At 52.5% G+C, this 22,957-nt stretch carries 23 protein-coding genes; 12 read left to right on the top strand and 11 right to left on the bottom strand.

Annotation, left to right across the window (positions count from 1 at the left end):
- The first annotated feature begins 45 nt into the window (after positions 1–45).
- Together coaD and ggt are read left to right on the top strand one after the other, a co-directional pair.
- Entirely contained in the window at positions 46–522 is a 477-nt protein-coding gene (gene coaD / locus ACCI49_RS05795; RefSeq protein WP_371838022.1) for a pantetheine-phosphate adenylyltransferase, read from the top strand.
- Between the two features lie 62 nt (positions 523–584).
- Positions 585–2,303: a gamma-glutamyltransferase gene (gene ggt, locus ACCI49_RS05790; RefSeq protein WP_371838021.1), complete on the top strand. Its 1,719-nt coding sequence runs from the start codon at positions 585–587 to the stop codon at positions 2,301–2,303.
- Positions 2,304–2,351: 48 nt separating this feature from the next.
- Here ggt and ACCI49_RS05785 read toward each other — a convergent pair whose 3' ends face one another.
- The 7 genes from ACCI49_RS05785 to radC all read right to left on the bottom strand — a co-directional run bounded on the left by ACCI49_RS05785 (position 2,352) and on the right by radC (position 7,344).
- On the bottom strand, positions 2,352–3,956 hold the full coding sequence (locus ACCI49_RS05785) for an amidohydrolase (protein WP_371838020.1): 1,605 nt from the start codon (positions 3,954–3,956) through the stop codon (positions 2,352–2,354).
- A 212-nt stretch (positions 3,957–4,168) separates the two neighbouring features.
- Positions 4,169–4,708 (bottom strand): disulfide bond formation protein B, encoded by a 540-nt coding sequence (locus tag ACCI49_RS05780; RefSeq protein ID WP_371838019.1) that lies wholly within the window; start codon positions 4,706–4,708, stop codon positions 4,169–4,171.
- Between the two features lie 13 nt (positions 4,709–4,721).
- Positions 4,722–4,871, bottom strand: coding sequence for a DUF5993 family protein (locus ACCI49_RS05775; protein WP_371838068.1), 150 nt, complete (start codon positions 4,869–4,871; stop codon positions 4,722–4,724).
- 245 nt (positions 4,872–5,116) lie between these two features.
- Positions 5,117–5,932: a bifunctional DNA-formamidopyrimidine glycosylase/DNA-(apurinic or apyrimidinic site) lyase gene (gene mutM / locus ACCI49_RS05770; protein WP_371838018.1), complete on the bottom strand. Its 816-nt coding sequence runs from the start codon at positions 5,930–5,932 to the stop codon at positions 5,117–5,119.
- 95 nt (positions 5,933–6,027) lie between these two features.
- Positions 6,028–6,183 (bottom strand): 50S ribosomal protein L33, encoded by a 156-nt coding sequence (rpmG, locus tag ACCI49_RS05765; RefSeq protein ID WP_020413983.1) that lies wholly within the window; start codon positions 6,181–6,183, stop codon positions 6,028–6,030.
- A 36-nt stretch (positions 6,184–6,219) separates the two neighbouring features.
- Complete coding sequence (rpmB, locus tag ACCI49_RS05760; protein WP_020413982.1) at positions 6,220–6,456, bottom strand: 50S ribosomal protein L28; 237 nt, start codon at positions 6,454–6,456, stop codon at positions 6,220–6,222.
- Between the two features lie 213 nt (positions 6,457–6,669).
- Positions 6,670–7,344, bottom strand: a complete 675-nt coding sequence (gene radC / locus ACCI49_RS05755) for a RadC family protein (RefSeq protein ID WP_371838017.1) — start codon at positions 7,342–7,344, stop codon at positions 6,670–6,672.
- A 150-nt stretch (positions 7,345–7,494) separates the two neighbouring features.
- Here radC and coaBC point away from each other — a divergent pair, with 150 nt between their 5' ends.
- From coaBC to slmA, 4 genes are all read left to right on the top strand, one after another.
- Positions 7,495–8,703, top strand: coding sequence for a bifunctional phosphopantothenoylcysteine decarboxylase/phosphopantothenate--cysteine ligase CoaBC (gene coaBC / locus ACCI49_RS05750; RefSeq protein ID WP_371838067.1), 1,209 nt, complete (start codon positions 7,495–7,497; stop codon positions 8,701–8,703).
- A 27-nt stretch (positions 8,704–8,730) separates the two neighbouring features.
- On the top strand, positions 8,731–11,115 hold the full coding sequence (locus ACCI49_RS05745; protein WP_371838016.1) for a phosphomannomutase/phosphoglucomutase: 2,385 nt from the start codon (positions 8,731–8,733) through the stop codon (positions 11,113–11,115).
- A 168-nt stretch (positions 11,116–11,283) separates the two neighbouring features.
- Positions 11,284–12,186 (top strand): acetylglutamate kinase, encoded by a 903-nt coding sequence (gene argB / locus ACCI49_RS05740; protein ID WP_371838015.1) that lies wholly within the window; start codon positions 11,284–11,286, stop codon positions 12,184–12,186.
- Between the two features lie 127 nt (positions 12,187–12,313).
- Positions 12,314–12,922 (top strand): nucleoid occlusion factor SlmA, encoded by a 609-nt coding sequence (gene slmA / locus ACCI49_RS05735; protein ID WP_371838014.1) that lies wholly within the window; start codon positions 12,314–12,316, stop codon positions 12,920–12,922.
- Between the two features lie 90 nt (positions 12,923–13,012).
- Here the strand turns inward: slmA and ACCI49_RS05730 are convergent, their stop codons facing one another.
- Together ACCI49_RS05730 and pyrE are read right to left on the bottom strand one after the other, a co-directional pair.
- Positions 13,013–13,600: a hypothetical protein gene (locus tag ACCI49_RS05730; RefSeq protein ID WP_371838013.1), complete on the bottom strand. Its 588-nt coding sequence runs from the start codon at positions 13,598–13,600 to the stop codon at positions 13,013–13,015.
- 74 nt (positions 13,601–13,674) lie between these two features.
- Positions 13,675–14,328 carry an orotate phosphoribosyltransferase gene (gene pyrE / locus ACCI49_RS05725; RefSeq protein WP_371838012.1) on the bottom strand — a complete coding sequence of 218 codons (654 nt, stop codon included), beginning with the start codon at positions 14,326–14,328 and terminating at the stop codon, positions 13,675–13,677.
- Between the two features lie 114 nt (positions 14,329–14,442).
- On the opposite strand from pyrE, the gene ACCI49_RS05720 reads away from it, so the two are divergent.
- On the top strand, positions 14,443–15,210 hold the full coding sequence (locus tag ACCI49_RS05720; RefSeq protein ID WP_371838011.1) for an exodeoxyribonuclease III: 768 nt from the start codon (positions 14,443–14,445) through the stop codon (positions 15,208–15,210).
- 108 nt (positions 15,211–15,318) lie between these two features.
- Here ACCI49_RS05720 and rph read toward each other — a convergent pair whose 3' ends face one another.
- Positions 15,319–16,038, bottom strand: coding sequence for a ribonuclease PH (gene rph, locus ACCI49_RS05715; RefSeq protein WP_371838010.1), 720 nt, complete (start codon positions 16,036–16,038; stop codon positions 15,319–15,321).
- A gap of 110 nt (positions 16,039–16,148) precedes the next feature.
- Here rph and ACCI49_RS05710 point away from each other — a divergent pair, with 110 nt between their 5' ends.
- Together ACCI49_RS05710 and ACCI49_RS05705 are read left to right on the top strand one after the other, a co-directional pair.
- Positions 16,149–17,036 (top strand): YicC/YloC family endoribonuclease, encoded by an 888-nt coding sequence (locus ACCI49_RS05710; RefSeq protein ID WP_371838009.1) that lies wholly within the window; start codon positions 16,149–16,151, stop codon positions 17,034–17,036.
- Positions 17,037–17,628: 592 nt separating this feature from the next.
- Positions 17,629–19,362, top strand: a complete 1,734-nt coding sequence (locus ACCI49_RS05705; protein WP_371838008.1) for a S8 family peptidase — start codon at positions 17,629–17,631, stop codon at positions 19,360–19,362.
- Between the two features lie 74 nt (positions 19,363–19,436).
- Here ACCI49_RS05705 and ACCI49_RS05700 read toward each other — a convergent pair whose 3' ends face one another.
- The gene (locus ACCI49_RS05700; RefSeq protein WP_371838007.1) at positions 19,437–19,982 is read right to left on the bottom strand and encodes a carboxymuconolactone decarboxylase family protein; all 546 of its coding nucleotides are present in this window, start codon (positions 19,980–19,982) and stop codon (positions 19,437–19,439) included.
- A gap of 59 nt (positions 19,983–20,041) precedes the next feature.
- On the opposite strand from ACCI49_RS05700, the gene ACCI49_RS05695 reads away from it, so the two are divergent.
- From ACCI49_RS05695 to gmk, 3 genes are all read left to right on the top strand, one after another.
- Positions 20,042–20,650, top strand: a complete 609-nt coding sequence (locus tag ACCI49_RS05695) for a TetR/AcrR family transcriptional regulator (RefSeq protein WP_371838006.1) — start codon at positions 20,042–20,044, stop codon at positions 20,648–20,650.
- A 139-nt stretch (positions 20,651–20,789) separates the two neighbouring features.
- Positions 20,790–22,034: a sterol desaturase family protein gene (locus ACCI49_RS05690; RefSeq protein ID WP_371838005.1), complete on the top strand. Its 1,245-nt coding sequence runs from the start codon at positions 20,790–20,792 to the stop codon at positions 22,032–22,034.
- A gap of 226 nt (positions 22,035–22,260) precedes the next feature.
- Complete coding sequence (gene gmk, locus ACCI49_RS05685) at positions 22,261–22,881, top strand: guanylate kinase (RefSeq protein WP_371838004.1); 621 nt, start codon at positions 22,261–22,263, stop codon at positions 22,879–22,881.
- Positions 22,882–22,957: the final 76 nt, after the last annotated feature.

Raw genomic sequence — 22,957 nt, 5'->3', positions numbered from 1 at the left:
TTTACCATTCGCATCTCTTTCGGCCCGCATTAAAAGCCTTGGCGTATGAAAAAAGTCGTCTATCCTGGAACATTTGATCCAATCACCAATGGCCATCTGGACTTGGTAGAGCGGGCCTGTCGCCTGTTCGACCATGTTATCGTCGCTGTGGCCGCCAGCAGCCGCAAAAACCCGCTGTTCACATTGGATGAACGAGTGGAGTTATCCCAACAGGTACTCGGCCACCTACCCAATGTGGAAGTCATAGGCTTCGATATCCTGCTGGCCGATCTGGTACGCCAGGTAGACGCCTACGGCGTGCTGCGAGGTCTTCGAGCAGTATCCGACTTCGAGTACGAGTTCCAGTTGGCCAATATGAACCGGCAGCTGGCCCCCAATATGGAAAGCCTGTTCCTGACCCCAGCAGAACATTTGTCCTACATTTCCTCGTCATTAGTGCGGGAAATTGCCTCCCTGAATGGTGATGTCACCAAATTCGTTCCAACGGCAGTACAGGATGCACTCCAGCAGAAATTCCGCTAAAACGGGATCTGGTTATTTCTGATACACTCGAGCGGATTTTTCCACAATCTGCGGAGTGTGTTGTGCGCTACCTTCTCCTCGCATTTGCCGTCTTTTTGACCCCAGCAATAGCCGACGAGCCGCAACCGGAGATCGATACCGGTCGCAGTGCGATCAAGTCGGCCACGGCTGATACTTTTATGGCGGTAACCGCTAATCCGCACGCCAGCCAAGCCGCCGTACAGATTCTCTCCCGTGGCGGTACCGCTGTGGATGCTGCAATAGCTGCGCAAATGGTATTGGGTTTGGTGGAGCCTCAGTCATCGGGCATCGGTGGCGGTGCCTTCATGTTGAGCTACGATGCCAGGCTCAAGAAGCTTCACTATTACGATGGGCGGGAGACCGCGCCTGCTGAAGTGGATGAAGATTACTTTATGCACGATGGCCAGCCGCGCTCGTTTATACAGGCTGTCATCGGCGGCTATTCTGTGGGGGTACCAGGGGTTGTCCGTATGCTGGAGATGGCACATAAGCGCGACGGCAAACTGCCCTGGAAATCCCTGTTCCAGCCGGCGATCCAACTGGCCGAGTCCGGTTTTGAAGTTTCCCCCCGACTGCACCAACTTCTACTCAGACTTCCCAAAGTCTCAGCCAGGCCGGCTATCGCCAATTACTTCTTTAACAGTGACGGCAACCCCCTACCGGTAGGGCATAAGCTCAAGAACCCCGAGTATGCCCAGACACTGCGGAAGATCGCCAGCGGGGGAGCTGACGCCTTCTACCGAGGGGGAATCGCCAGAGCCATAGTGGCAGCCGTACAGGGCGATCCGGAAAACCCCGGCTTACTCAGCCTTGAGGATATGGCCAATTACCAAGCAAAACAACGAGAACCTCTTTGCTCCGCCTTTCTCGAATACCGAGTCTGCGGTGCCAATGCACCCTCCTCAGGCGGCACCACCGTAGGCGGGATACTGGGCATGCTGCAGCAGTTCCCACTAGACGATATGGAGGCCGGAGATGACCTGCTTACCCACCTGTTTATCGAGGCCTCAGAACTAGCATTTGCCGACCGCAACACTTACTCTGCCGATGCGGATTTCGTCAGTGTACCCAGCAAATCCCTGGTATCTCCCGGTTATCTAAGCAGCCGTGCAGCATTAATTGACCCGGATAGCGCCAGTGTGGCTCAGCCCGGCAACCCCATGGCCGACACAAATAAACGCACGATGACACAGTCACCGGAGATGCCCAATACCAGCCACCTTGTGGTGGTGGACCGCTACGGAAATGGTGTCAGTATGACTACCAGTATTGAAACCGGTTTTGGCTCGCGCCTTCTGGTAAAAGGGTTCTTACTGAATAACCAACTGACTGACTTCTCTTTTACTCCCAAGCGGGCGAGTGGGCAGCTTGTAGCGAACCGTATCCAGGCGGGAAAGCGACCGCGCTCTTCCATGTCCCCCACTATCGTTTTTAATAGGGATGGCAGTATGCGTTTACTGGTCGGCTCACCCGGCGGCTCCCGTATTATCGACTATACAGCGCGCACCATCCTCTATCATCTGGGGCTGGATGTACCAATCGCCGACGCCATTGCTGCGGGTAATATCGGCGCGATCGGTAAGCATGTGGAGCTGGAACCGGGCCTCTTCAGCGAAGACACAGTAAGCAGGCTTAGGGCGCGCGGGCACCAGGTTGTCGAGCGCAATCTCAACAGCGGCATCCATGCGATTGCGCTGAAAAATAATAAGCTCTATGGCGGTGCCGATCCCCGCCGCGAAGGCAGCGCCCTGGGACATTAATTGCCGGGCAGTAGTCCCTAAAAAATTCCCTGCTTAGCTTCAGTTTTTTCAGTCGCTGGGGTATTTCCCGCTATCGCTTTCATGGACCAACCGCCCCTTATAGTAGGTGCGCAATATACTGGCTTTATGGATATCCCCCACAGGAATCTGAAATAAGTTGCGATCCAATACGATGAAATCCGCCCATTTACCCTGCTCAAGACTGCCGGTTTCCGCCTCCAACCCATGAGCATAAGCTCCATTAATGGTGAAGGCCTCAAGCATCGCTGCCAGGGGGATACTGCGTTCGACCCCGGATTGAATACCAGACAGTGGGCTGTCTACTTCGCTTGGCGACCAAGAACATCCAGATACCAGGGTCAGCCCCTTGGGGAAAAAACCCTCGCCGTTAGCTCCAATTAGACCCCATTGCAAGGGTATCTGTGCAGGGTGTAATACAACTACAATTTTTCCCTGAACAAACTGCTGTAATTCCCTGGCATCAGTAATAGAGGCGTTCAGTATACTGTTACGTAAATTTTGACGCTTTGCCATTTCATTTAGTTTCGATAAAGCCTGTAGGGCTCGTTCAGTGCTTTCCCGGTCGCGCACATGGAATTGTACGGAAAAATTGTGGATATTAGCCTGCTCAATCAGCCGGGTAACTGTATCCACAGAAATTGTTTCAGAGGGGATAGTATCAGTGCTTCTCCCTTTCTGTAGTGGGGTAAAACCACTTACACTGACGGACCCTATTTGAAAATCCTCGCCAGAATAACGTTTTGCAAGAACCTGTAGTGCCCGGAATTGTGCGGCAGTAATATTGGGCTGCACAGTAAAGGAACCCCTGACCCGTACATTTAGTGGGGTCAGACCAGATAGCTTATCCAAGGCCTTCATTTGTCCCCCATCATTCACCAGGGGCGTATTGGTCTCATAAAGTGTTGTCACCCCCCAACTCGGGGCCAACTTACTGATACGTAAAATATCTTCCCAGTAGTTTGTTGGACCGCTTTGCGGTATTAATTTTTTCAGAAGTACAATGGCATCATGCCCACTCATATACCCAACCGCTATGCCATGTTCATTTTTAGCGATAAATCCATTCGTGGGATTTTCTGTATCATTATTGATACCTGCGGCGGCGAGCCCTTCAGAATTTGTCCAGGCGCTAGTGCCATCGGCAGAAAAGAGAATAATAGGAATTAAATCATTAATTTGGTCCAAGATCCCCTTATGAGGCAATTGAGACGAAAACACTTGAGAACGCCACCCATAACCAACAATTATCTGCTTTTTTGAATTCTCATCTATATACTTTTTAATCATCTGCCGGTAGTCCTCAATAGACTTACCCGAGAACAGATCAATACCGGTAGCGGCTCCCCGTATTTTTGCTCCCTGAATAAATCCGGGTAAAATCAACTTCCCATGAAGGTTTTCAATTTTTGTGCCCGGACCAATATAATCTCCAACTCCATTAGCTTTACCCACATAAACAATCTGCCCATCCCTGATTGCCATTGTCGAAGCGACTGATCGAGCCTTATCCACGGTATAGATATGTGCATTTTTCAACACCAACTGGGCTGGTGCAATCACAGATTCCCTTTGGGTATCTTCCCGATCACAAGACAACAATAAAAGGCCAAATAAAATCCAGAGAAAACGCATTTTGCAATCTCCACATTTTTGAAGGGGCACCCTAAATTTCTGGCTTCACCGAAAAACCCACCTCGTTAGCACATTACTCAGGTAGCAAATAGAATTTATCGGTATAACCATTATTTACATATAAAAAATTTTAAGGAGAACTTAGGTGAGAATATAATTCACAATAGCTGTGACAAATTATAGAAAAAGGAAAGAAAATTTGTTTCGAGCACCTAAGACCAGAGCCAATGATAACCAAAAGAGCCACTGGTACAGGGACCTAGCCCACACTCGAAAATGGTGCTGACCAGGTTAACCAGGACTACTGTTAAAAAGGCTGCAGCAATAAATTTCTCGGGAAAACTAAATCGACGCGGAGCAAAGTTACGCCGCGTAAAGCCCAGCATCATAGCCACACCGCAATAAACCAGCAGCCCAAAGAACGCCACTACGGCCCACGTATACAAGTGCAATCCCAAAAAAGAATCTCCAAAACCAGGGCTCCCTGGTAGGATGTGCAACAATACCTGCCGTCCCGCCGCTGCCAGTCCAGCAATGCTCGAGAGAATAACAATGCCATAGTGCGCTGGGCGCACACCAAAGCGGAGGTTCATCAGCAGGCCGACCCCCACCATGGAGAAGGCTACACGCTGCAGCAGGCATAGAGGGCAGGGAAGCTGGTGCAACAGCAACTCCATAAAAAAGACAACCAACAGAGCAACTGTAATAATCAGAAGAGTCAGGGCATCGAGTTTTCGCACCGTGTAAACCATGACGATACCTGCCCTAAAAAGAGAGGTTCAACTCACTGGTTATGTGATAAGCGAACCAGATGATATAGACCACCATCGTTACCATCCACCAGCCTATCGCCACCTTCGGGCGCCCTTTCCATATATACCAGACAGACATAAGGATGGTCAGGAAAGGCAACATCATTACCACGAGCTATCTCCGCAGACAGCAATGGGTTGATAGTAGTATTGGCGACTGTGGTTCCCCAGCCCCCCTAATTACTAACAGACTGTTGAAAAAGTCATCCTGACTTTCTCAACGCACGCAAAGGATAAAATGTCATTTTTCCTTTGTCCCCAAAATCAACGACTTACAGTCGTCGATTTTGCCATCACCTCCCAGTGATAGACGCAGGCCGTAGAAAAGCGGGGTTTTTCAACAGCCTGCTAACGTTGGCAATAAGTGCAAAAAAAAGTATTGCGCTGCCCCAGGATGATATCCCGAACAGGGCGGCCACAGGAGCGGCAGGGCTCCCCCGTGCGGCCATAGACACAGAGTTCCTGGGCAAAATAGCCTGGCTGCCCATCCCCCCCAAAAAAATCCCGCAAAGTGGTGCCCCCCTGGGCGATTGCTCGCTGTAATACCTGCTTGATAGCCCCCGCGAGGCGCTGGTAGCGGCCTTTGGAAATAGAGCCCGCCTCCCGATCCGGGCGGATACCCGCCAGGAAGAGGGACTCACTTGCGTATATATTGCCCACTCCCACAACAATGCGCCCATCCATAATGAAAGCTTTCACCGACTGCCGGCGTTTGCGGGAGGCAGAGAACAGGTAGTCACCATTGAATTCCGTGGAGAGGGGCTCTGGTCCCAAATGACCGAGCAGGTCGTGGGCCAATGGATCGCCGGCAGTCCACAACAGGGCACCAAAACGGCGCGGGTCCCGGTATCGCAGAGTCAGGCCACTGTCGAGCCGCCAGTCGATGTGGTCGTGCTTCTCGGGTACAGTTCCATCACCTACGAGACGCAGGCTGCCGGACATCCCCAGGTGCCAGATTGCGCAGCCTTTGTCAGTGTGCACCAGCAGATATTTAGCGCGGCGTTCCAGCTTTAGGATCCGGGCGCCCTCAATATGCTGCTCAAAATCCGGTTCCACCGGCCAGCGCAGGCGGTGCTCGCGTACCTTGGCAGAGCGTACCTTATACCCCTCCAGATGGGGCCGCAGACCGCGGAGCGTGGTTTCTACTTCAGGGAGTTCTGGCATCTTTCAATTTACCGGCGCTCACCAGTTTACTTAATTAGCAGATACAAAAAAGCCCGGTAAACACCGGGCTTTTCCTACAAGTACACGGTGGGCAATTACTTGATTTTGCCTTCCTTGTACATCACATGCTTGCGCACAACGGGATCATACTTTTTGATCTCCATCTTTTCAGGCATGTTGCGCTTGTTCTTGGTAGTGGTGTAGAAGTGGCCAGTACCGGCGCTGGAATTCAGACGAATCTTCTCACGCATTGCTCTATCTCCAATCTATTTGCTGGGCTACAGCCGTTACACTTTTTCGCCGCGGGCGCGCAGCTCAGTCAGGACAGCGTCGATACCTTTCTTATCGATAACGCGCATGCCTTTTGCGGAAACACGCAGTTTCACAAAACGCTTCTCGGACTCAACCCAGAAACGGTGGCTGTGCAGGTTCGGCACGAAGCGACGCTTGGTGCGGTTCTTAGCGTGGGATACATTGTTTCCGGTGACCGGACGCTTACCGGTTACCTGACATACCTTGGACATCTGTTGGCCTCTTCAAAACGCTTGTGCCCGCATGGCGCCAATCCTGAAGAGGAAAAGGTAGTGCGGGAACATAAAAATCGGGATTCTAATCCGGTTCCTGGATGGCGGCGGAACCTGTTCAGAATCTGGCCCGGCCGCAAAGAGCGGCGTTTTATACCAAAAGAGCCTGAAGGGAGCAAGTTTTGTACAACACTTCTGCCGATCGCAACGCCATTAGATTAGCCCCTGTTCAGCAAAGGATAGCGCCGCGCCCTCGCCAACGATCAAATGGTCCAGGACCTTGATGTCAACCAGTTCCAGGGCCTGTACGAGGCGCTCAGTAATCCAGATATCCGCCTGACTGGGCTCGCAGATACCAGAAGGGTGGTTATGTGCCAAAATCACAGCCGCCGCATCCCGGTACAAGGCCGCCTGTACCACCTCGCGCGGATAAACATTAGCAGCATTAAGTGTCCCCTCAAACAACTCTTCGAAGGCAATCACTCGGTGCTGGGTATCCAAATAAAGGCAACAAAATACCTCGCGGCGGCGGTGGCGTAATTGCATGGCCAGGTAGTCCCGCACCGCTGCGGGACTACACAGGGCACTACCGTGCTGTACTGTCTCTGCCAAATGGCGCCGCGCCATCTCAAGCGCCGCCTGCAGCTGGACAAACTTGGCATCTCCCAACCCCCGAGCGCGACAGAACTGCTCCCTGTCCACCTCAAGCAGCGCACGCAAACCACCAAACTCGCTTAGCAACCGACGCGCCAGGTCCACCGCCGAAACGCCAGGCAATCCCACGCGCAGGAATATGGCCAACAATTCCGCATCCGACAAAGCGCGAGCCCCCTTCTCAAGCAACTTCTCCCTGGGTCTTTCAGCTGCGGGCCAATCCTTGATTTTCACTAGTTTTCCCTCCCTTGACGGCTTCGTTAGATAAACCTCCTCTCCCTACAACAACTTCTGCCGATACCTCCAAACTCCGCCCTCCGCCTTATATGAACAGAGGCATCAATGATAATCTTACCCGCTCGCACCAATTCGGAAACCACACCTATGTCCTCCCTCACCAATAAACACATTCTTTTGGGTATCAGCGGCGGTATCGCCGCGTACAAGAGCGCCGATCTGGTACGCCGCCTGAAAGAGCGCGGTGCAGAGGTGAGAGTGGTGATGAGCGCCGGCGCCCGCGAATTCGTCCAGCCGCTCACTTTCCAGGCCCTATCCGGTAATCCGGTACATACCGACCTTTTGGACCCAGCGGCAGAGGCAGCCATGGGGCATATCGAGCTGGCCAAATGGGCCGAGCTGATCCTGATAGCCCCTGCCAGCGCCCAAGTAATGGCGAAACTTGCCTGTGGCATGGCAGACGACCTGCTCACTACCCTGTGCCTTGCCAGCGAGGCACCAGTGGCTCTAGCACCCGCCATGAACCAGGCCATGTGGCGCCACCCGGCCACTGCCGCCAATACACTGACTTTGCGCGATCGCGGAATCCACCTGTGGGGTCCGGCCGCCGGTAGCCAGGCCTGCGGTGATGTGGGACCCGGCCGTATGCTTGAGCCTACCGACTTGGCACAGCAGGCAGAAACTCTCTTTGGCAGTGGCGACTGCCTGCGTGGCAAGGACGTAGTGATAACTGCCGGCCCAACCCGCGAAGCACTGGACCCGGTGCGCTACCTCAGCAACCACAGTTCAGGCAAAATGGGCTTCGCCCTTGCCCAAGCTGCACAGCGAGCCGGAGCCCGGGTGACTCTGATCGCAGGGCCGGTAAATCTAAACACCCCAACACATGTAAAACGTGTCGATGTTGTCGATGCACGGGAAATGCGCGATGCCGCCGAGCGCGCAGCCGATCTCTGCGATATTTTTATCAGCGCCGCTGCAGTAGCCGATTTCCGTCCGGCGAGTGTGGCCGAACAAAAGCTTAAGAAGCAGGAGGACCAGGACGAATCCGCCATTGTCCTGGTAAAAAATCCCGATATCGTCGCGGGCATCGCCTCGCGCACCGAACGCCGCCCATTTACCATCGGCTTTGCCGCAGAAACCCAACAGGTGGAGCAGTATGCGCAGAGCAAATTGCAACGCAAGAATCTCGATATGATTATTGCCAATGACGTAAGCTGCGCGGGTAGCGGCTTTAATAGCGACCACAACGCCGTCACGGTGATTGACCGCAATGGCAGCCATACACTGCCATCAGCCCTGAAGACCGACTTGGCTAAGCAGCTCATAGAGATCATCGCCGCAAAGACACAACAATAATACAAAGATATACGGACAGGATAATCAGTGGTTTCCAACAAAAACAATCAGCGCAACTCACCGTTGCACAAGGGGCTGCTTTTGCCTTCTTTGCTGGCCGCCGTGGCCTGGCTCTGTGGTGCCTACTTAATTGTGGAACACGTGGTAAATCCCCATAATCGCACCCAGGTGGCTCAGGCCGCCCAGAAACAGGGAGAGACGTTCGCTCAGTCAGTTCAGCAGTACTTGGGTGAACGCACCCGGCGTCTGCAAAAAATTGATGGCATACAGCCAGAAGCACTGCTGCAAAACGCCGGCCTGCCAGAGCAATTCAGAGTGCAGGTATTTGACGAACCGCAGGTCCAGCTGGGTGCGGGCACAAACCCAAGCCTCAATTTTGCCCTGATAGATCTGCTCAAACGCTCACAACAGGGCATACAACAGCCACTGGAGATACTCCGTACCGGTACCGACAACAACTGGCAACTACACAATGCAGTTAAGCTGGCAGATCAGCAACTGTTAATCAGTCAGTCCTTTTCCGCACTAAAAAACACTCTGGATACCCTCGATAAGAGTCCCGGACGAATCCAGTTGATTCAAAAGTTTCCCGATGCTGCAGCGCAAACCCTATGGAGTGGAGGGCAGGGCGGAGGACATGCTTCCTCGGTGAATATTCAGGGCAGCTATCTAAGCGTGCAATTCAGTCCCTCTAGAGAGTTTACCCAGCAATACAGCCTGCCGGTTCTCTGGATTTATGTTGGCGGTGGCATCGGCCTGCTTATCACCCTGCTGCTATTAATGCGTTTCCTCCCCCGCAACACCAAGGCGCCGTGGGAGCGCGAAAATAAAGGGGGGGCTAAAGCTGAGGTAGAAAACAACAAACTGGCGACACCTGAGCAAGCTGCCCGGCAGGATATAGATGAGGGTTCGATACCCCAGGGCTTAGCCTCGGCCCCCATTGTGACCCCGGAGATATCTGAGCAGGTTAGCACCACAGTTAAACCCCCTGCAGCGAGCAAGTCGGAACCGGCCTTCGGTACCGAATTTCCGCAACATGTATTTCGCGCATACGACATTCGCGGTATTGCTGGAGAGGAAATTAATGAGCCCTTCGCTTATCAGCTCGGACGCGCCCTCGGCACCTTGGCACAACATGCTGGCGAACGTATCCTGCTGGTGGGCCGCGATGGCCGCAACAGTAGTGAACTTCTCGGCAATTGCCTGATGGAGGGCATTCTCGACAGTGGTTGCAATAGTGTTGATCTGGGACTGGTTCCCTCGCCACTGCTCTACTACGCCTGTGCAAAAGGAAAAAACACCAGCAGCGGTGTTATGGTGACGGCCAGCCATAATCCCGCCGAGTTCAATGGGTTTAAAATCATTCTCAAGGGCCGCCCACTCGCTGAAGAAAAACTACAGGGCCTTTACCAACTGATGCGCAAAGGCCCCTTCAAGAGCGGAGAAGGCAGCAACCGCGAGCAGGAGATTAAAGATAAATACATCGACGAAGTCTTCAATAACGTAGCCCTGGCCGGACAACCCCACTTAGTGGTGGACGCTGGCAATGGTGCCACTTCAGTGCTGGCCCCGCGTCTGTTTGAACAGCTGGGCTGTGCGGTAACACCTATATTCTGTGAAGTAGACGGCGATTTTCCCAACCACCCACCAGACCCTTCGCGCCCAGAAAACCTGCAGGCCTTAATTGATAAGGTGGCGGAAACCAGTGCGGACCTAGGCGTGGCACTAGATGGCGACGGCGACCGCGTTACCCTTATTTCAGGCAGTGGACGTATCGCCTGGGCTGATCAGCTGGTAATGCTATTGGCCCGGGATATTCTCGGGCGCCACCCCGGGGAAAATATTGTCTTCGATGTAAAAAGCAGCCGCAGCTTGGCACAACTGGTCAGTCAGTACGGTGGCCGCCCGGTAATGTGGAAGACCGGTCACGCGCCGATGAAAACCAAAATGCTCGAGACCAAAGCCATTCTCGGCGGAGAATTATCCGGCCATATTTTTATTAAGGACCGCTGGTTCGGTTTTGACGACGGTATTTACGCGGCTGCACGTATCCTAGAGATAATGGCCCTACGCGAACAGAGCCTGGATGAACTCCTGGATTCATTACCCAAAATGCAAAGCACCCCAGAGATCCTGCTACCGGTAGACGAAAAAGAAAAATTCTCCCTGATAGAACAGCTGCAAGAGCAGGGCAAATTTGCCAACGCAGATATTACAACTATCGACGGTCTGCGCATCGAATTCACAGATGGTTGGGGGCTGGTGCGCGCCTCCAATACCACCAGTGCCCTGACACTGCGTTTTGAGGCCGAAAACGAAGAAGCTCTGGAACGTATTCGCAAAGAGGTGATGGATCAACTGAAGAAAATCGATCCCACCATCACGGTACCCAACTGGCAGCTTCTCGATTAGTGAGATTGACTTGGCCTGATTATACCACGGTACAGGCATGTGCCTTCGCCGACCGCTGGTCGGCAAAATTTTTTATCCACAGGAAACTAGCGCAATTGCGCGGTATCCTCTGCGACCCCGGGTGAATCGGAAACCCCGCGAGTCGTATCCCATCAGAAAGGAATTACCATGTCCCTTGATAAGAAGTCTGCGCTACGCGTCGCTCAGGTATTGAACGAGTCCCTGCCCTATATCCAGCAATTTACCAATAAAACCATTGTGGTGAAATTTGGTGGCAACGCCATGATAGATCAGGAGCTACAAAACAGTTTTGCCCGAGACATTATCTTAATGAAACTGGTGGGCATGAACCCAGTGGTAGTACATGGTGGTGGCCCGCAAATTGGCCACCTATTGAAGAAACTAAATATCGAATCCCGTTTCGTCGATGGTATGCGCGTTACCGATAGCGAAACCATGGATGTAGTGGAAATGGTATTGGGCGGTACAGTCAATAAGCAAATCGTCAATTTGATCAACCATAACGGCGGTCGTGCTGTAGGGGTTACTGGCAAAGATGGCCTACTGATCAAAGCGCGCAAGCTCAGCAGAAAAAATGAGAGTGCCGGGCTGCACGCCTCGGAAATTATCGATATTGGCCAGGTAGGCGAGGTGGAAAAAGTCAATATTGATGTGATTGATATGCTTATCCATGGAGACTTTATTCCAGTAATTGCCCCAATTGGAGTTGACCAGAATGGCGTTTCTTACAACATCAATGCGGACCTGGTCGCAGGGAAAATTGCCGAGTGCCTGCAGGCCGAAAAACTGATGTTACTTACCAATGTCGCGGGCCTGCAAAACAAACAAGGAGAAGTACTTACCGGTTTGCGCACACGACAAGTAGAGGGACTCATTGAGGACGGTACAATTCATGGCGGTATGCTACCGAAAATTGCCTGTGCACTAAATGCTGTCAAAGCTGGCGTGACCTCTGCACATATTATCGACGGGCGAGTCCCGCACGCAGTACTGCTGGAAATATTTACAGATTCCGGCGTTGGCACCCTGATTACCAACAATGAGACATAAAGCAGACGCGTAATCGCGCTTGGCAATTGAAGACAGCCCAGCGAATCGGTAGGATTCCGCCGCCGCAATATTAAGGCAACAAGAGCAAAAACCACCGTCCGCCACCCAAGCGGACTAAAGGCAGTCAATGAGCAGCGAAAAAATCAATCGGCGTCAACAGATCCTGGAAGCTCTGGCACACATGCTGGAAGTCAGTCCCGGCGCACGTATTACAACTGCGGCCCTGGCCAAGGAAGTCGGCTTCTCCGAAGCGGCGCTTTACCGCCATTTCCCCAGTAAATCAAAAATGTTTGAAGGTCTTATTGAGTTTATCGAGGAGACTATTTTTACTCGCATTGCAATGATTCTGCAGGAGGAGCCCTCAGCCTTGAACCGTTGCCAGAGAATTCTGCACCTTCTTCTGGCATTCTGTGAGCGCAACCCGGGTATAACCCGCCTGCTCACTGGCGATGCACTGACGGGTGAAACTGAACGATTGCACGGACGAATCCTGCAGCTGTTCGACCGCCTGGAAACCCAGATTCGACAGATTTTACGCGAAGCCGAGCTACGCGAGCACCTACGCCCGGCACTGCCGTTAGGTGGTGCCGCTAACCTGTTACTGGCCAGTGCCGAAGGCCGTATTGTGCAGTATGTGCGCAGTGGCTTTAAACGCAAGCCCACCGAATATTGGGCGGAACAGTGGCCGGTTTTAACCTCCGGATTTTTTCGCGAAACTATAGTCGCGGCCAGGTAACTGGCCGCGACTGCCGGTTGGAAAAAGTTGGGGGAGCGGCACCAGTCAGTGCCTGAGGATAAATACCGAGGGGAAAACCCCGGAGAACTTTCAGTCCGATAAAGGCTTGGCCATTATCTCGGCGTAACGGGCCGCGGCTTTGTCAAACTCCTGATTGATTGAGAAAGCCTCATCAGCGCGCCGGCTGAGGCGTTCGCGCAGTACCGAGACTTCCTTTCGCAAGTCAACGATGCGCTGTAAAAGTTCTGGAGCCACCTCGCGGCCTCCGCGCTGGGTTCGTGCTGCCGATGCTTCTTCTTCGGCGATCTGGCGGCCGAGGCTGCTGATATTCGAGCGCATAATTGCCATATCCTGCTCAACAATCGCCAGCTTGCGTTTGCGTGCACTCTCGATATCGGCAACGCTGTTGTAGCGTTTGGTCAGTTTGCGATCCGCTTCCTTCTGGGCCTCCTGTTGGCGCTGCGCCTCATACTCCTCAGGGCTTAACTGCGGCGGTACTACCTCCAGTACACGACCGGAAAGGTTGAGAATCTCATAACCTCCAGCCACGTACTCGGGCGGCACCATCTCATTAAGCACCAGGATGCCCTGCCTATCCGTATAGCGGTAAAGAACCTGACCCTTAGCTCCTTGCGCAGCATCCAACTGAGTGGAATGTAGCAGAAGGACAGGGAGCATAATTCGTACTATGGGGGCGACTCGCATCGCTCTTCTCACTGATTAGTGCGGCCCGCGACGAAAATAGGTCGTATTTATTGACCCGAAACGCCATAACGCTGCCGGTAGTTCACAATTTTTTGCAGGGTTTCGCTGTCCTGCGATTCCTGCTCGAGAAAGCTGATTACATTGTCCAACTGCACAATGCTGATCACGGGGATATTGTACTGCCTCTCCACCTGCTGAATAGCGGAGAATTCACAATCCTCACTGGCTTTTTCCTGACGGTTCAAACCGATTACCACGCCGGCCGCCTCAGCACCATGAGAGTCAATAATCTGCATCACTTCGCGCACTGCAGTACCCGCCGTAATAACATCATCGATAATCAAAACCTTGCCATTAAGCGGCGCACCTACTAAGGTTCCGCCTTCGCCGTGATCCTTGGCTTCCTTACGGTTGTAACAGAAAGGTTTGTCGATGCCCTTCTGGGCCAATGCCACAGCAGTCACCGCACCCAGTGGGATACCCTTGTAAGCCGGTCCGAAAATGACATCAAACTCCGTTCCCGAAGCGATAATTGCTTCGGCATAGGCATGTCCGAGTGCAGCCAGCGCCGCACCGGTGTGGAATCGGCCGGCATTGAAGAAGTAAGGGCTTTGACGGCCTGATTTCAGGATGAAGTCGCCAAAACACAGCACCTGATGATCCAGGGCCAATTGGATAAAATCGCGCTGATATTGCTGCATGGAAAATTGTTAACTATTGGCTAAGGTGAAGGGAGACCTCCCCGAAGCAATTCCGGGGATAGGCATGCGAATAATGTTTCTAATGATACACAGTCCGCTGGTAAGGGGCTAATAATGCGAATAGTGAGCTTGTCTGTAGACGGCGTTCATCAGGCCGCACAACGCGGTCTCTACGATTGGTTGGCTGAGCAGGATGCAGACATAATCTGCCTTCAGGACCTGCGCTCTCTCGAGCCAGAGCTTGACCACCCCATATTCCACCCCGATGGCTATTACAGCTACTTCTTCGACTCGGGAACGCCCCATGAAAATGGGGTGGCGATCTACACACGTAGCCAACCCAAGGCAATAATCTTCGGAATGGGTTTTGCCAATGGCGAAGATATGTATGGGCGTTATCTGCAAGCGGATTTCGAGCGCCTGAGTGTCGGTTCCCTGCTCGCTCCTGTAGCTACAGATGAGGCCTCACTGGAGAAAAAAGTCCAGTTTTTCGACGATATGCAGGCTCACCTACAAAAAATCAGCCGCAAACGCCGCGACTTTATTTTCTGTGGCAACTGGGGCATGACTCATCGCCGCGCCGATGTACAGAACTGGCAAGACCATCAGGATACGCCCGGGTTTATGCGACATGAACAACGCTGGCTCGACCAATTGTTCAACGAAATCGGCTACGTCGATGCCTTCCGCCGCGTTGTCAAAGACACTGATGAATTTACTTGGTGGCCAAGCGGCACCGTGGGAGAAGGTGATGGCTGGCGCACCGATATGCAGATTGTGTCACACGGCCTGAAAAACCGTATCGAGTACGGCGCCATCAACAAGAACGTGGCTTTCTCCAGCCATCTGCCATTGATGATGGATTACGACCTGGAAGTATAAATGCCAAAGCGCCCGGCATTTTGCCGGGCTCTTTGGCAAATCGATGCCCCCATATAGCTACAAGGCTACAGGTTGTCATATCGAGATAAACTTGAGCCTCAGAAGCCCTTATTCATCCAACACTTTTTGCTGTAGTGCGATCAACTCATCAATTCCCGCCTTGCCCAGACCCAGCATTTGCGCGAACTGCTTCTCCGTAAAGGGCACCCCCTCGGCCGTGCCCTGCACTTCAATCATGCCGCCGTCTGCCGCCATTACCAAATTCATGTCGGTATCGGCAGCACTATCCTCGGGGTAATCCAAATCCAATACGGCCTCACCGTCATAGATCCCCACGGAAACCGCAGCCACTAGGTTGAGCAACGGATCTTCGATAAGAATTTTTTCCCGCTGCATATGGCGCAATGCATCTACCAGAGCAACACAGGCTCCGGTAATTGCTGCAGTACGCGTGCCACCATCGGCCTGGATCACATCGCAATCCAAGGTGATTTGGTTTTCCCCGAGTTTTTCCAAATCCACCGCCGCACGCAGGGAGCGGCCAATCAAGCGTTGGATCTCCACGGTGCGACCGCTCTGCTTACCCTTGGCCGCCTCTCGAGGCATACGTGAATCGGTAGAACGCGGCAACATACCGTACTCTGCGGTAATCCAACCACTGCCTTGACCACGCAAAAACCGCGGCACTTCACTCGACACGGAGGCATTGCACAAAACTTTTGTGTCGCCAAATTCTACTAAAACAGAACCTTCGGCATGGCGGGTGTAGTTGCGGATAATTTTGATCGGACGCAGTTGCGCCGGTGCGCGGCCACTGGGACGCTGCATAGCTCACCTCAGAAAATTGAATGAAAGCCCAGCATTATATACCCCAGCATGCATATCCGAACGCTGTGCTATGATGCCGGGCCGATAAATACGCCTGCAGGGGATCAGCAATGGCCAATAAACGGGAACAAAACAAAGTGCGGAGCATGACTGCCTTCGGCCGTGCCGAAAGTACTTACGCCACAGGAACCGCCATCTGGGAGTTGCGCTCAGTCAACCATCGCTACCTGGAACCGCATTACCGCCTCCCCGAGATTGCGCGCCCTCTGGAAGCTCAATTACGCGACGTACTGCGTAAGACACTATCTCGTGGAAAAATCGAACTTACCCTGACTATCAAGCCCAACAGCATAGAAAATACCGGACTCGAAATTAATCAGCCACTGGTACAAGCTTTAATTCACGCCGCCAAACAAGTCGCTGCAGGCGAAGAGACTCAGCCACTAAACCCCCTACAGATTTTGCAATGGCCCGGTGTAATCAGCGAACCGGAGGCGAATACCGAGCAACAGTCTACTACTATCCTCCAAGCATTCAGCGAAGCACTGCAACAACTGTGCGCGAATCGCGAGCGTGAGGGCGCCGAACTGGCCAAATTTATCGAGGTCCGCTTAAAGGGTATTGAGAAGCAAGTTGCCCTGGTGCGTGAATTACTTCCAGAGATACTGGAAGCACAGCGGGAAAAACTGCGTAGCCGATTGGAAGAACTCTCTGTGGATCTGGATAAGGAGCGTTTGGAGCAGGAAATTGTGCTACTCGCTCAAAAAGCCGATGTGGACGAAGAGCTGGATCGTCTCAGTGCACACACCGCAGAAACCCGTCGAGTACTCGCCGGTGGCGGGGCCATAGGCCGACGTCTGGACTTTCTAATGCAGGAGTTTAATCGCGAGGCTAACACCCTCTCATCGAAGTCCATTGTGACGGATACAACCCAAGCAGCGGTTGAACTGAAAGTATTGATCGAGCAGATGCGTGAACAGATACAAAATATTGAGTAATACAGGAAAAAATTAATATCAATAATTCCTGAAAATTAATCAATCAAAAATCACGCTCTAGGAATTTGATCAACTCTCACCACAACTTCAACCGAAAAAAATTCGGTATTCAGGAGGATAAATAAAAATCAGAAGTAAAAATACGGTGTGAACCAATTATCATTTTTTACAGATTAATTTTATATCAAAAGCTGCAAAAATATTTTAAAAAGAAAAAACGTAATTTCCTGTCTAGCAGGAAAATTAGAATAAATATTTTCGCAAACTCTTCCTGTGAACGACGATACACCCCACAAGCAAAAAAATCTCAATACCTGACTTTGTTCTCAAAATTTATAAGTTTTTACATGAAGCCGCTTAAAATTCTGGTGTTCCGTTGAGGACAATGATTTCAATATCGTTATATTCCATGCCCGATCAAAATACTGGTACTAATTTTAGCCAAGTTGACTAATTGATCTCGAAGTTGACAGTTATTCGGCTTGTCCGCTTGGCGGATTTATTTTTCCAGTAAAGGGCAACTCAGGAGTAGCTGGCCTACCAGAACATTGACTGGTAACAGGACAAATCTAACCTCGGAGATATAACAATAATGAAATCAACCTTGAAAAGCCTTCTGCAGAAGACAACTTTGGCGAGCACGGTTTCGCTACTGTGCGCAACGCCTTTTGCTGCCCATGCACAAGAGGCCGACAATACACTGCTGACCGATCGCATCATTATAAAATACAAAGAGAGTGCCAAAGTTGGCCGGGCTGCCATCATGGCCAGAGAAACGGTGGAAAAGGTTTCCCACCGCGCCGGCCACAAGATGCGCCACCTGCGCCGTATGGCAACCGGTGCGCAAGTAATGCGCCTGGAGGGGCGAAAAAATAAAGCTGAGCTGAATGCTATTGTCAGCCGCCTGAAACAGGATCCGGATGTCGAGTATGCAGAGCCAGACCTGATCATGCGCGCAATGGCTACACCCAACGATCCCAGCTACCTTAACCAATGGCACTACTTCGAATCTACTGGTGGCCTGAATTTGCCCAATGCCTGGGATGTCACCCAAGGTGAAGGCGCTGTCGTCGCCGTCCTCGATACCGGCTACCGTCCTCACCCAGATCTGATCGGTAATATATTGCCGGGCTACGACATGATTTCTGACACTTTCATCTCAGTCGATGGAGACGGCCGTGACAGTGACGCCACCGATCCCGGCGATTGGTATGAAAACAATGCATGTCAGATTCCAGACCCAAGATATTGGGAGGCCGACAGCAGCTGGCATGGCACCCATGTTGCCGGCACCATCGCAGCAGTCGGCAATAACAATATGGGTGTGACCGGCGTCGCTTATAAAGCAAAAGTGGTTCCGGTTCGGGTCCTCGGCCGCTGTGGCGGTTACACTTCCGATATTACTGACGGTATTGTTTGGGCCGCCGGCGGCAATGTTAGTGGTGTGCCAACTAATGCCAACCCAGCCCAGGTTTTGAACATGAGCCTCGGCTCCCCAAGCGCAGCGTCCTGTTCCATTAGTTACCAGAATGCCATTAGTACTGCGCGCAATCTTGGCGCAACCGTGGTGGTTGCCGCCGGTAACGCCGGCGCTGTAGCCAACCACCCACCGGGCAACTGCCCCGGCGTTATCAACGTAGCCGCAACCAATCGCTCCGGCGGCCTCTCAAGCTACTCCAACTACGGCAGTGCCATCACTGTTTCGGCACCCGGAGGGCAACAGAGCTTTTTAAACGACCCCAACGGTATACTCTCCACCCACAACAATGGAAGCAGAAACCCCGGCAGCGATAGCTACTTTTACAACCAGGGTACCAGCATGGCAGCCCCGCATGTTGCCGGCGCAGCCGCTTTACTCTACTCAGTGGACCCGAATCTGACTCCGGATGAGGTGGAGTCTATCCTCACCAGCACCGCCCGTAGCGCTTGTAATGGATGTGGCGCCGGCATCGTCGATGCGGCCGCTGCGGTTGCCGTAGCTGACGGTGGTGACAATGGCGGCGGCGGTGGTGATGGCAACGGAAATGGCGATGGGGTGAGCTGGACAGAAACCAACCTCTCCGGCAGCTGGCGCAGTCGGCAGGACTTCACTATCGAAGTGGCGGCTGGCACCTCTTCCCTGAATGTGCAAATGTACGGCGGCGAGGGTGATGCTGACCTGTACGTAGGCCACAGCAATGCCTCGCAATGGGAATGCATCTCCAGAGAATCGAGCAATAACGAAAGCTGCACCATCAGTAACCCACAGACCGGCACTTGGGATATCACTGTATACGGCTACAGATCCTATACTGGTGCAACTCTGGAAGCGGAAACCGTGCCCTAATCGGCAAATTGAACTTACCGCCATCGGAAAAGGCCGGCATATGCCATAATGCCGGCCTTTTTTCACCACCTAATTTATGCGCGCACCAAAGAGGCGAACTGAGCATCCACTGGTGTACCGGCAAAATGATTGATGTAATTACTCATCACCTTCTGTGCAAGGCCCACAATAATTTCCAGTAAGTTCTGCCGGTTAAAGCCAGCCCCATAAAAACGCTCCAATACCTCATCAGATACCACTCCGCGCTCACGCACAATTGCCAAAGTAGTGTCCCTCAACACCTCGAGTTTCTCGGTAGGAAGGGGTGTTTTATCACGCACTGCCTCGTTAATTGCATCATCCACTTTCATAAGCTTGGCAATCGCACTATGTGCCGGCACACAATAATGGCAGCTGTGTTCCACATTGATGGTCTGCCACACCACTGTCATCTCATCTGCATTAAATGAGGTATCTAAGAAATGTTGGTGCAAATTCTGGTACGCGGCCAGGGCTTGAGGTGACTCCGCCATAACCCCATGCAAGTTGGGGATAGACCCAAAGGCCTTGATGGAATTCTGTAGTAGGGGTTTGCTGCCCTCTGGAGCACTGTCGAGATCGTGAACCTGAAACTCTTTCATTGCAGAACCTGCCTTTTCTCTCGGATTAAATTTTGAGCAACCGCTCAATTGGAGGCAGCATGGCCAATACCGCGAAATTTGATCGTCAGAAAGTTATGGATAAGGTCACGCGCCTTTTCTGGCAGAAGGGATTCCACTCTACCTCAACCCGAGACCTGCAGCAGGCCACCAACTTGCGTCCCGGCAGTATCTATGCAGCTTTTGGTAGCAAATCCGGGCTTTTTGAAGAAGTTCTCGATTTTTACGCGCAAAATCGTAATGAGTTGCTCGAGCGTTGTATGGCCGGTGAAGAGGTTAGGCTGGGTGGCCTGCGTGCCTTTTTCCACCTAATTCTGCTCGAAGAGGATCCGGACGCCCCAAATGAATTATGCCTGCTAGCCAAGGCGATTTCCGAGCTGGATGAGAGTGAGGAGGCATTATTGAAGAAAACCCGAGCCCTGCTGGCCGCACACGGAGCAAGATTTCGCCACTATATCGAAGAGGCGACAGCCACCGGCGAGCTGCCCGAAAGCACTGACTCAATTTTGCTTGCCCAACAGCTACAAGTCCAACTCATTGGCTTGCGCACTTTTCTTCGCGCCACAGATAACCGTTCAGCCGTTGAGCAGATGATCGAACAGCTCTTTAATCCAGTAGTTAAATCTGTCGCCTCAGGGAAAATCCACTGACGATATGAACTAGCCTTTAAGGTCTCCACGGGAGAACACTGACGGATTTCGGAATTCAGCCCCTGTGAATATTTGCCACACCCAACCCATGTGGCAAAGTCAGGCTATACGGTATGAGCAATAACTATAAGAGGTCGCCGTGAATCTGATTACCTATGCCATCCCTTTTTTCCTGATCTCCATTCTTGCGGAGCTCGCCCTAGACCGCTGGAAAGGTTGGGGGGTTTACCGCCTCAACGATACCTTGGGCAATCTCAGTACGGGTATCCTCAGCCGTATTTTGGGACTGACCTATAAAAGCCTTTTCCTCGTTATCTATATCCCGCTGTATCAACTACTGCAGCCTTATTACCAGGCAATGGGCTTTGACTGGTCCATGAGCAACGGCTGGCACTTGCTGATCGCCGTAATAGCCTACGACTTCTGCTACTACTGGAAGCACCGAATTTGCCACGAAATCAATGTGTTCTGGGCCGAGCACTTGGTGCACCATCAGAGCGAAGACTACAATCTGAGCACCGCTCTGCGCCAGTCCAGCGGCGGCCTGCAATTGGACTGGATTTTCTACCTGCCACTGCTGTTTATCGGCTTGCCGGCGGAATTGGTAATCGTTGCCGGTGCGATTGATCTGATTTACCAATTCTGGGTACACACCCAAAAGATCCCCAAGGCCCGCTGGATGGAATGGCTGTTTATCACCCCCTCCAATCACCGGGTGCACCATGCGCAGAATAAGGTTTATGTAGATAAAAACTATGGGGGCATATTAATTCTTTGGGACCGGCTATTCGGCACCTACCAGGAAGAGCTTGAGCATGAACCCTGTATCTACGGTGTGCGCAAGGCTTTAAATACATTCGACCCCCTGGCGGCCAACCTGCAGCATCTGAAGCGTATGGCTCAGGACGCTTGGTACACCAGGAATTGGTGGGATAAGTTCACCTTATGGTTCCGCCCTACGGGTTATAGGCCCGCCGATGCCGAAGCGGCCATGCCTGTTCACTCTACCGATCTCACACATTTCCAGCGCTTCGACCCACACATTCGCCAGGCCCGTCGCATATATGCGCTGCTCCAGCACTTATGTTATTCGGCTGCCACCTTGGTCCTGCTCTGGTATTACGAGTCATTGGATTTTCCCCAGCTGCTCTCAGTAGTGGTGCTACTGGTTTTCAGCCTGGTTATCAACGGGCGCATCCTTGATGGACACCGTCTGGTGAAATACTTGGAGCCCCTACGTATAGCGCTTTTAATTGGACTACTGCCACTGCTAAATGCGCAATTTGTCCCACTTTTTGTCGCCTATATCGCCATCAGCGCGCTGATGTGGTGGTGGTTGGCAATCACTGACAAAGAGGATAAAGTCGCTGTCGTTAGCGATTAGCAACAAGGGGCAAACCTCAGTCGCATGATGTTGGTGATGATTGAGCAAACCTCTGCTGGGCGATCCCGGCCGGGCTCAGGAGTGTAGTTTATACGCACTCCTGAAACTCCCAACACATACCCCCAACTCCGGCCGGGGTTTAGCCTCCCGCTGCCTCCCGTTTGAAGCCGCGCGAAAGTAGCCGCTTCGGTTATAATGCACGCTTTGCCCTCGAACAGGATCAGTTGTGCCTACAGGAACTCTCTATACCGTGTCCGCACCTTCAGGTGCGGGGAAGACCAGCCTGGTAAAAGCTCTGGTGGACAGCGACAATCAGGTCACCGTCTCTATTTCCCACACCACCCGGGCTATGCGTCCCGGTGAGGTCAACGGTGTCGACTACCACTTTGTAGAGCGCGTAGAGTTTCTGGCAATGCTCGAGCAGAACGCCTTTCTCGAGCACGCCCAAGTGTATGGTGACAACTATTACGGCACCTCCAAAGGCAGCATTGAAGAGATTCTCGCCAGTGGTCGCGACGTGATCCTGGAAATTGACTGGCAAGGGGCCGCCCAGGTACGCCGCTTGCTCCCGGATACGGTAGGTATCTTTATCCTGCCACCCTCCCAGGAAACGTTGTGTCAGCGGCTCACCGGGCGAGGCCAGGATGATCAAGCCGAAATAGACCGGCGTATGGACCAGGCCATCGACGAGATGACCCACTATGTCGAAGCGGATTACCTGGTAATCAACGATCATTTCGATCAGGCCCTGGTGGAACTGCGCTCTATCATTACTGCGCAGCGTCAACGTCTTGAACAGCAACAGCTACGCCACGGTGAATTGTTGAAGGCATTGCTGCGCCATTGAGCTGATTGATCGAATTGCGTACACTCCGCGGTCCGGTAAAATAACCGGTCCTCCCGAACAGAATTCGCCCCTCCGG

Source organism: Microbulbifer epialgicus, assembly GCF_041447265.1.
Lineage (GTDB): Bacteria > Pseudomonadota > Gammaproteobacteria > Pseudomonadales > Cellvibrionaceae > Microbulbifer > Microbulbifer epialgicus.
This window is presented reverse-complemented; position numbering and strand designations above follow the sequence as displayed.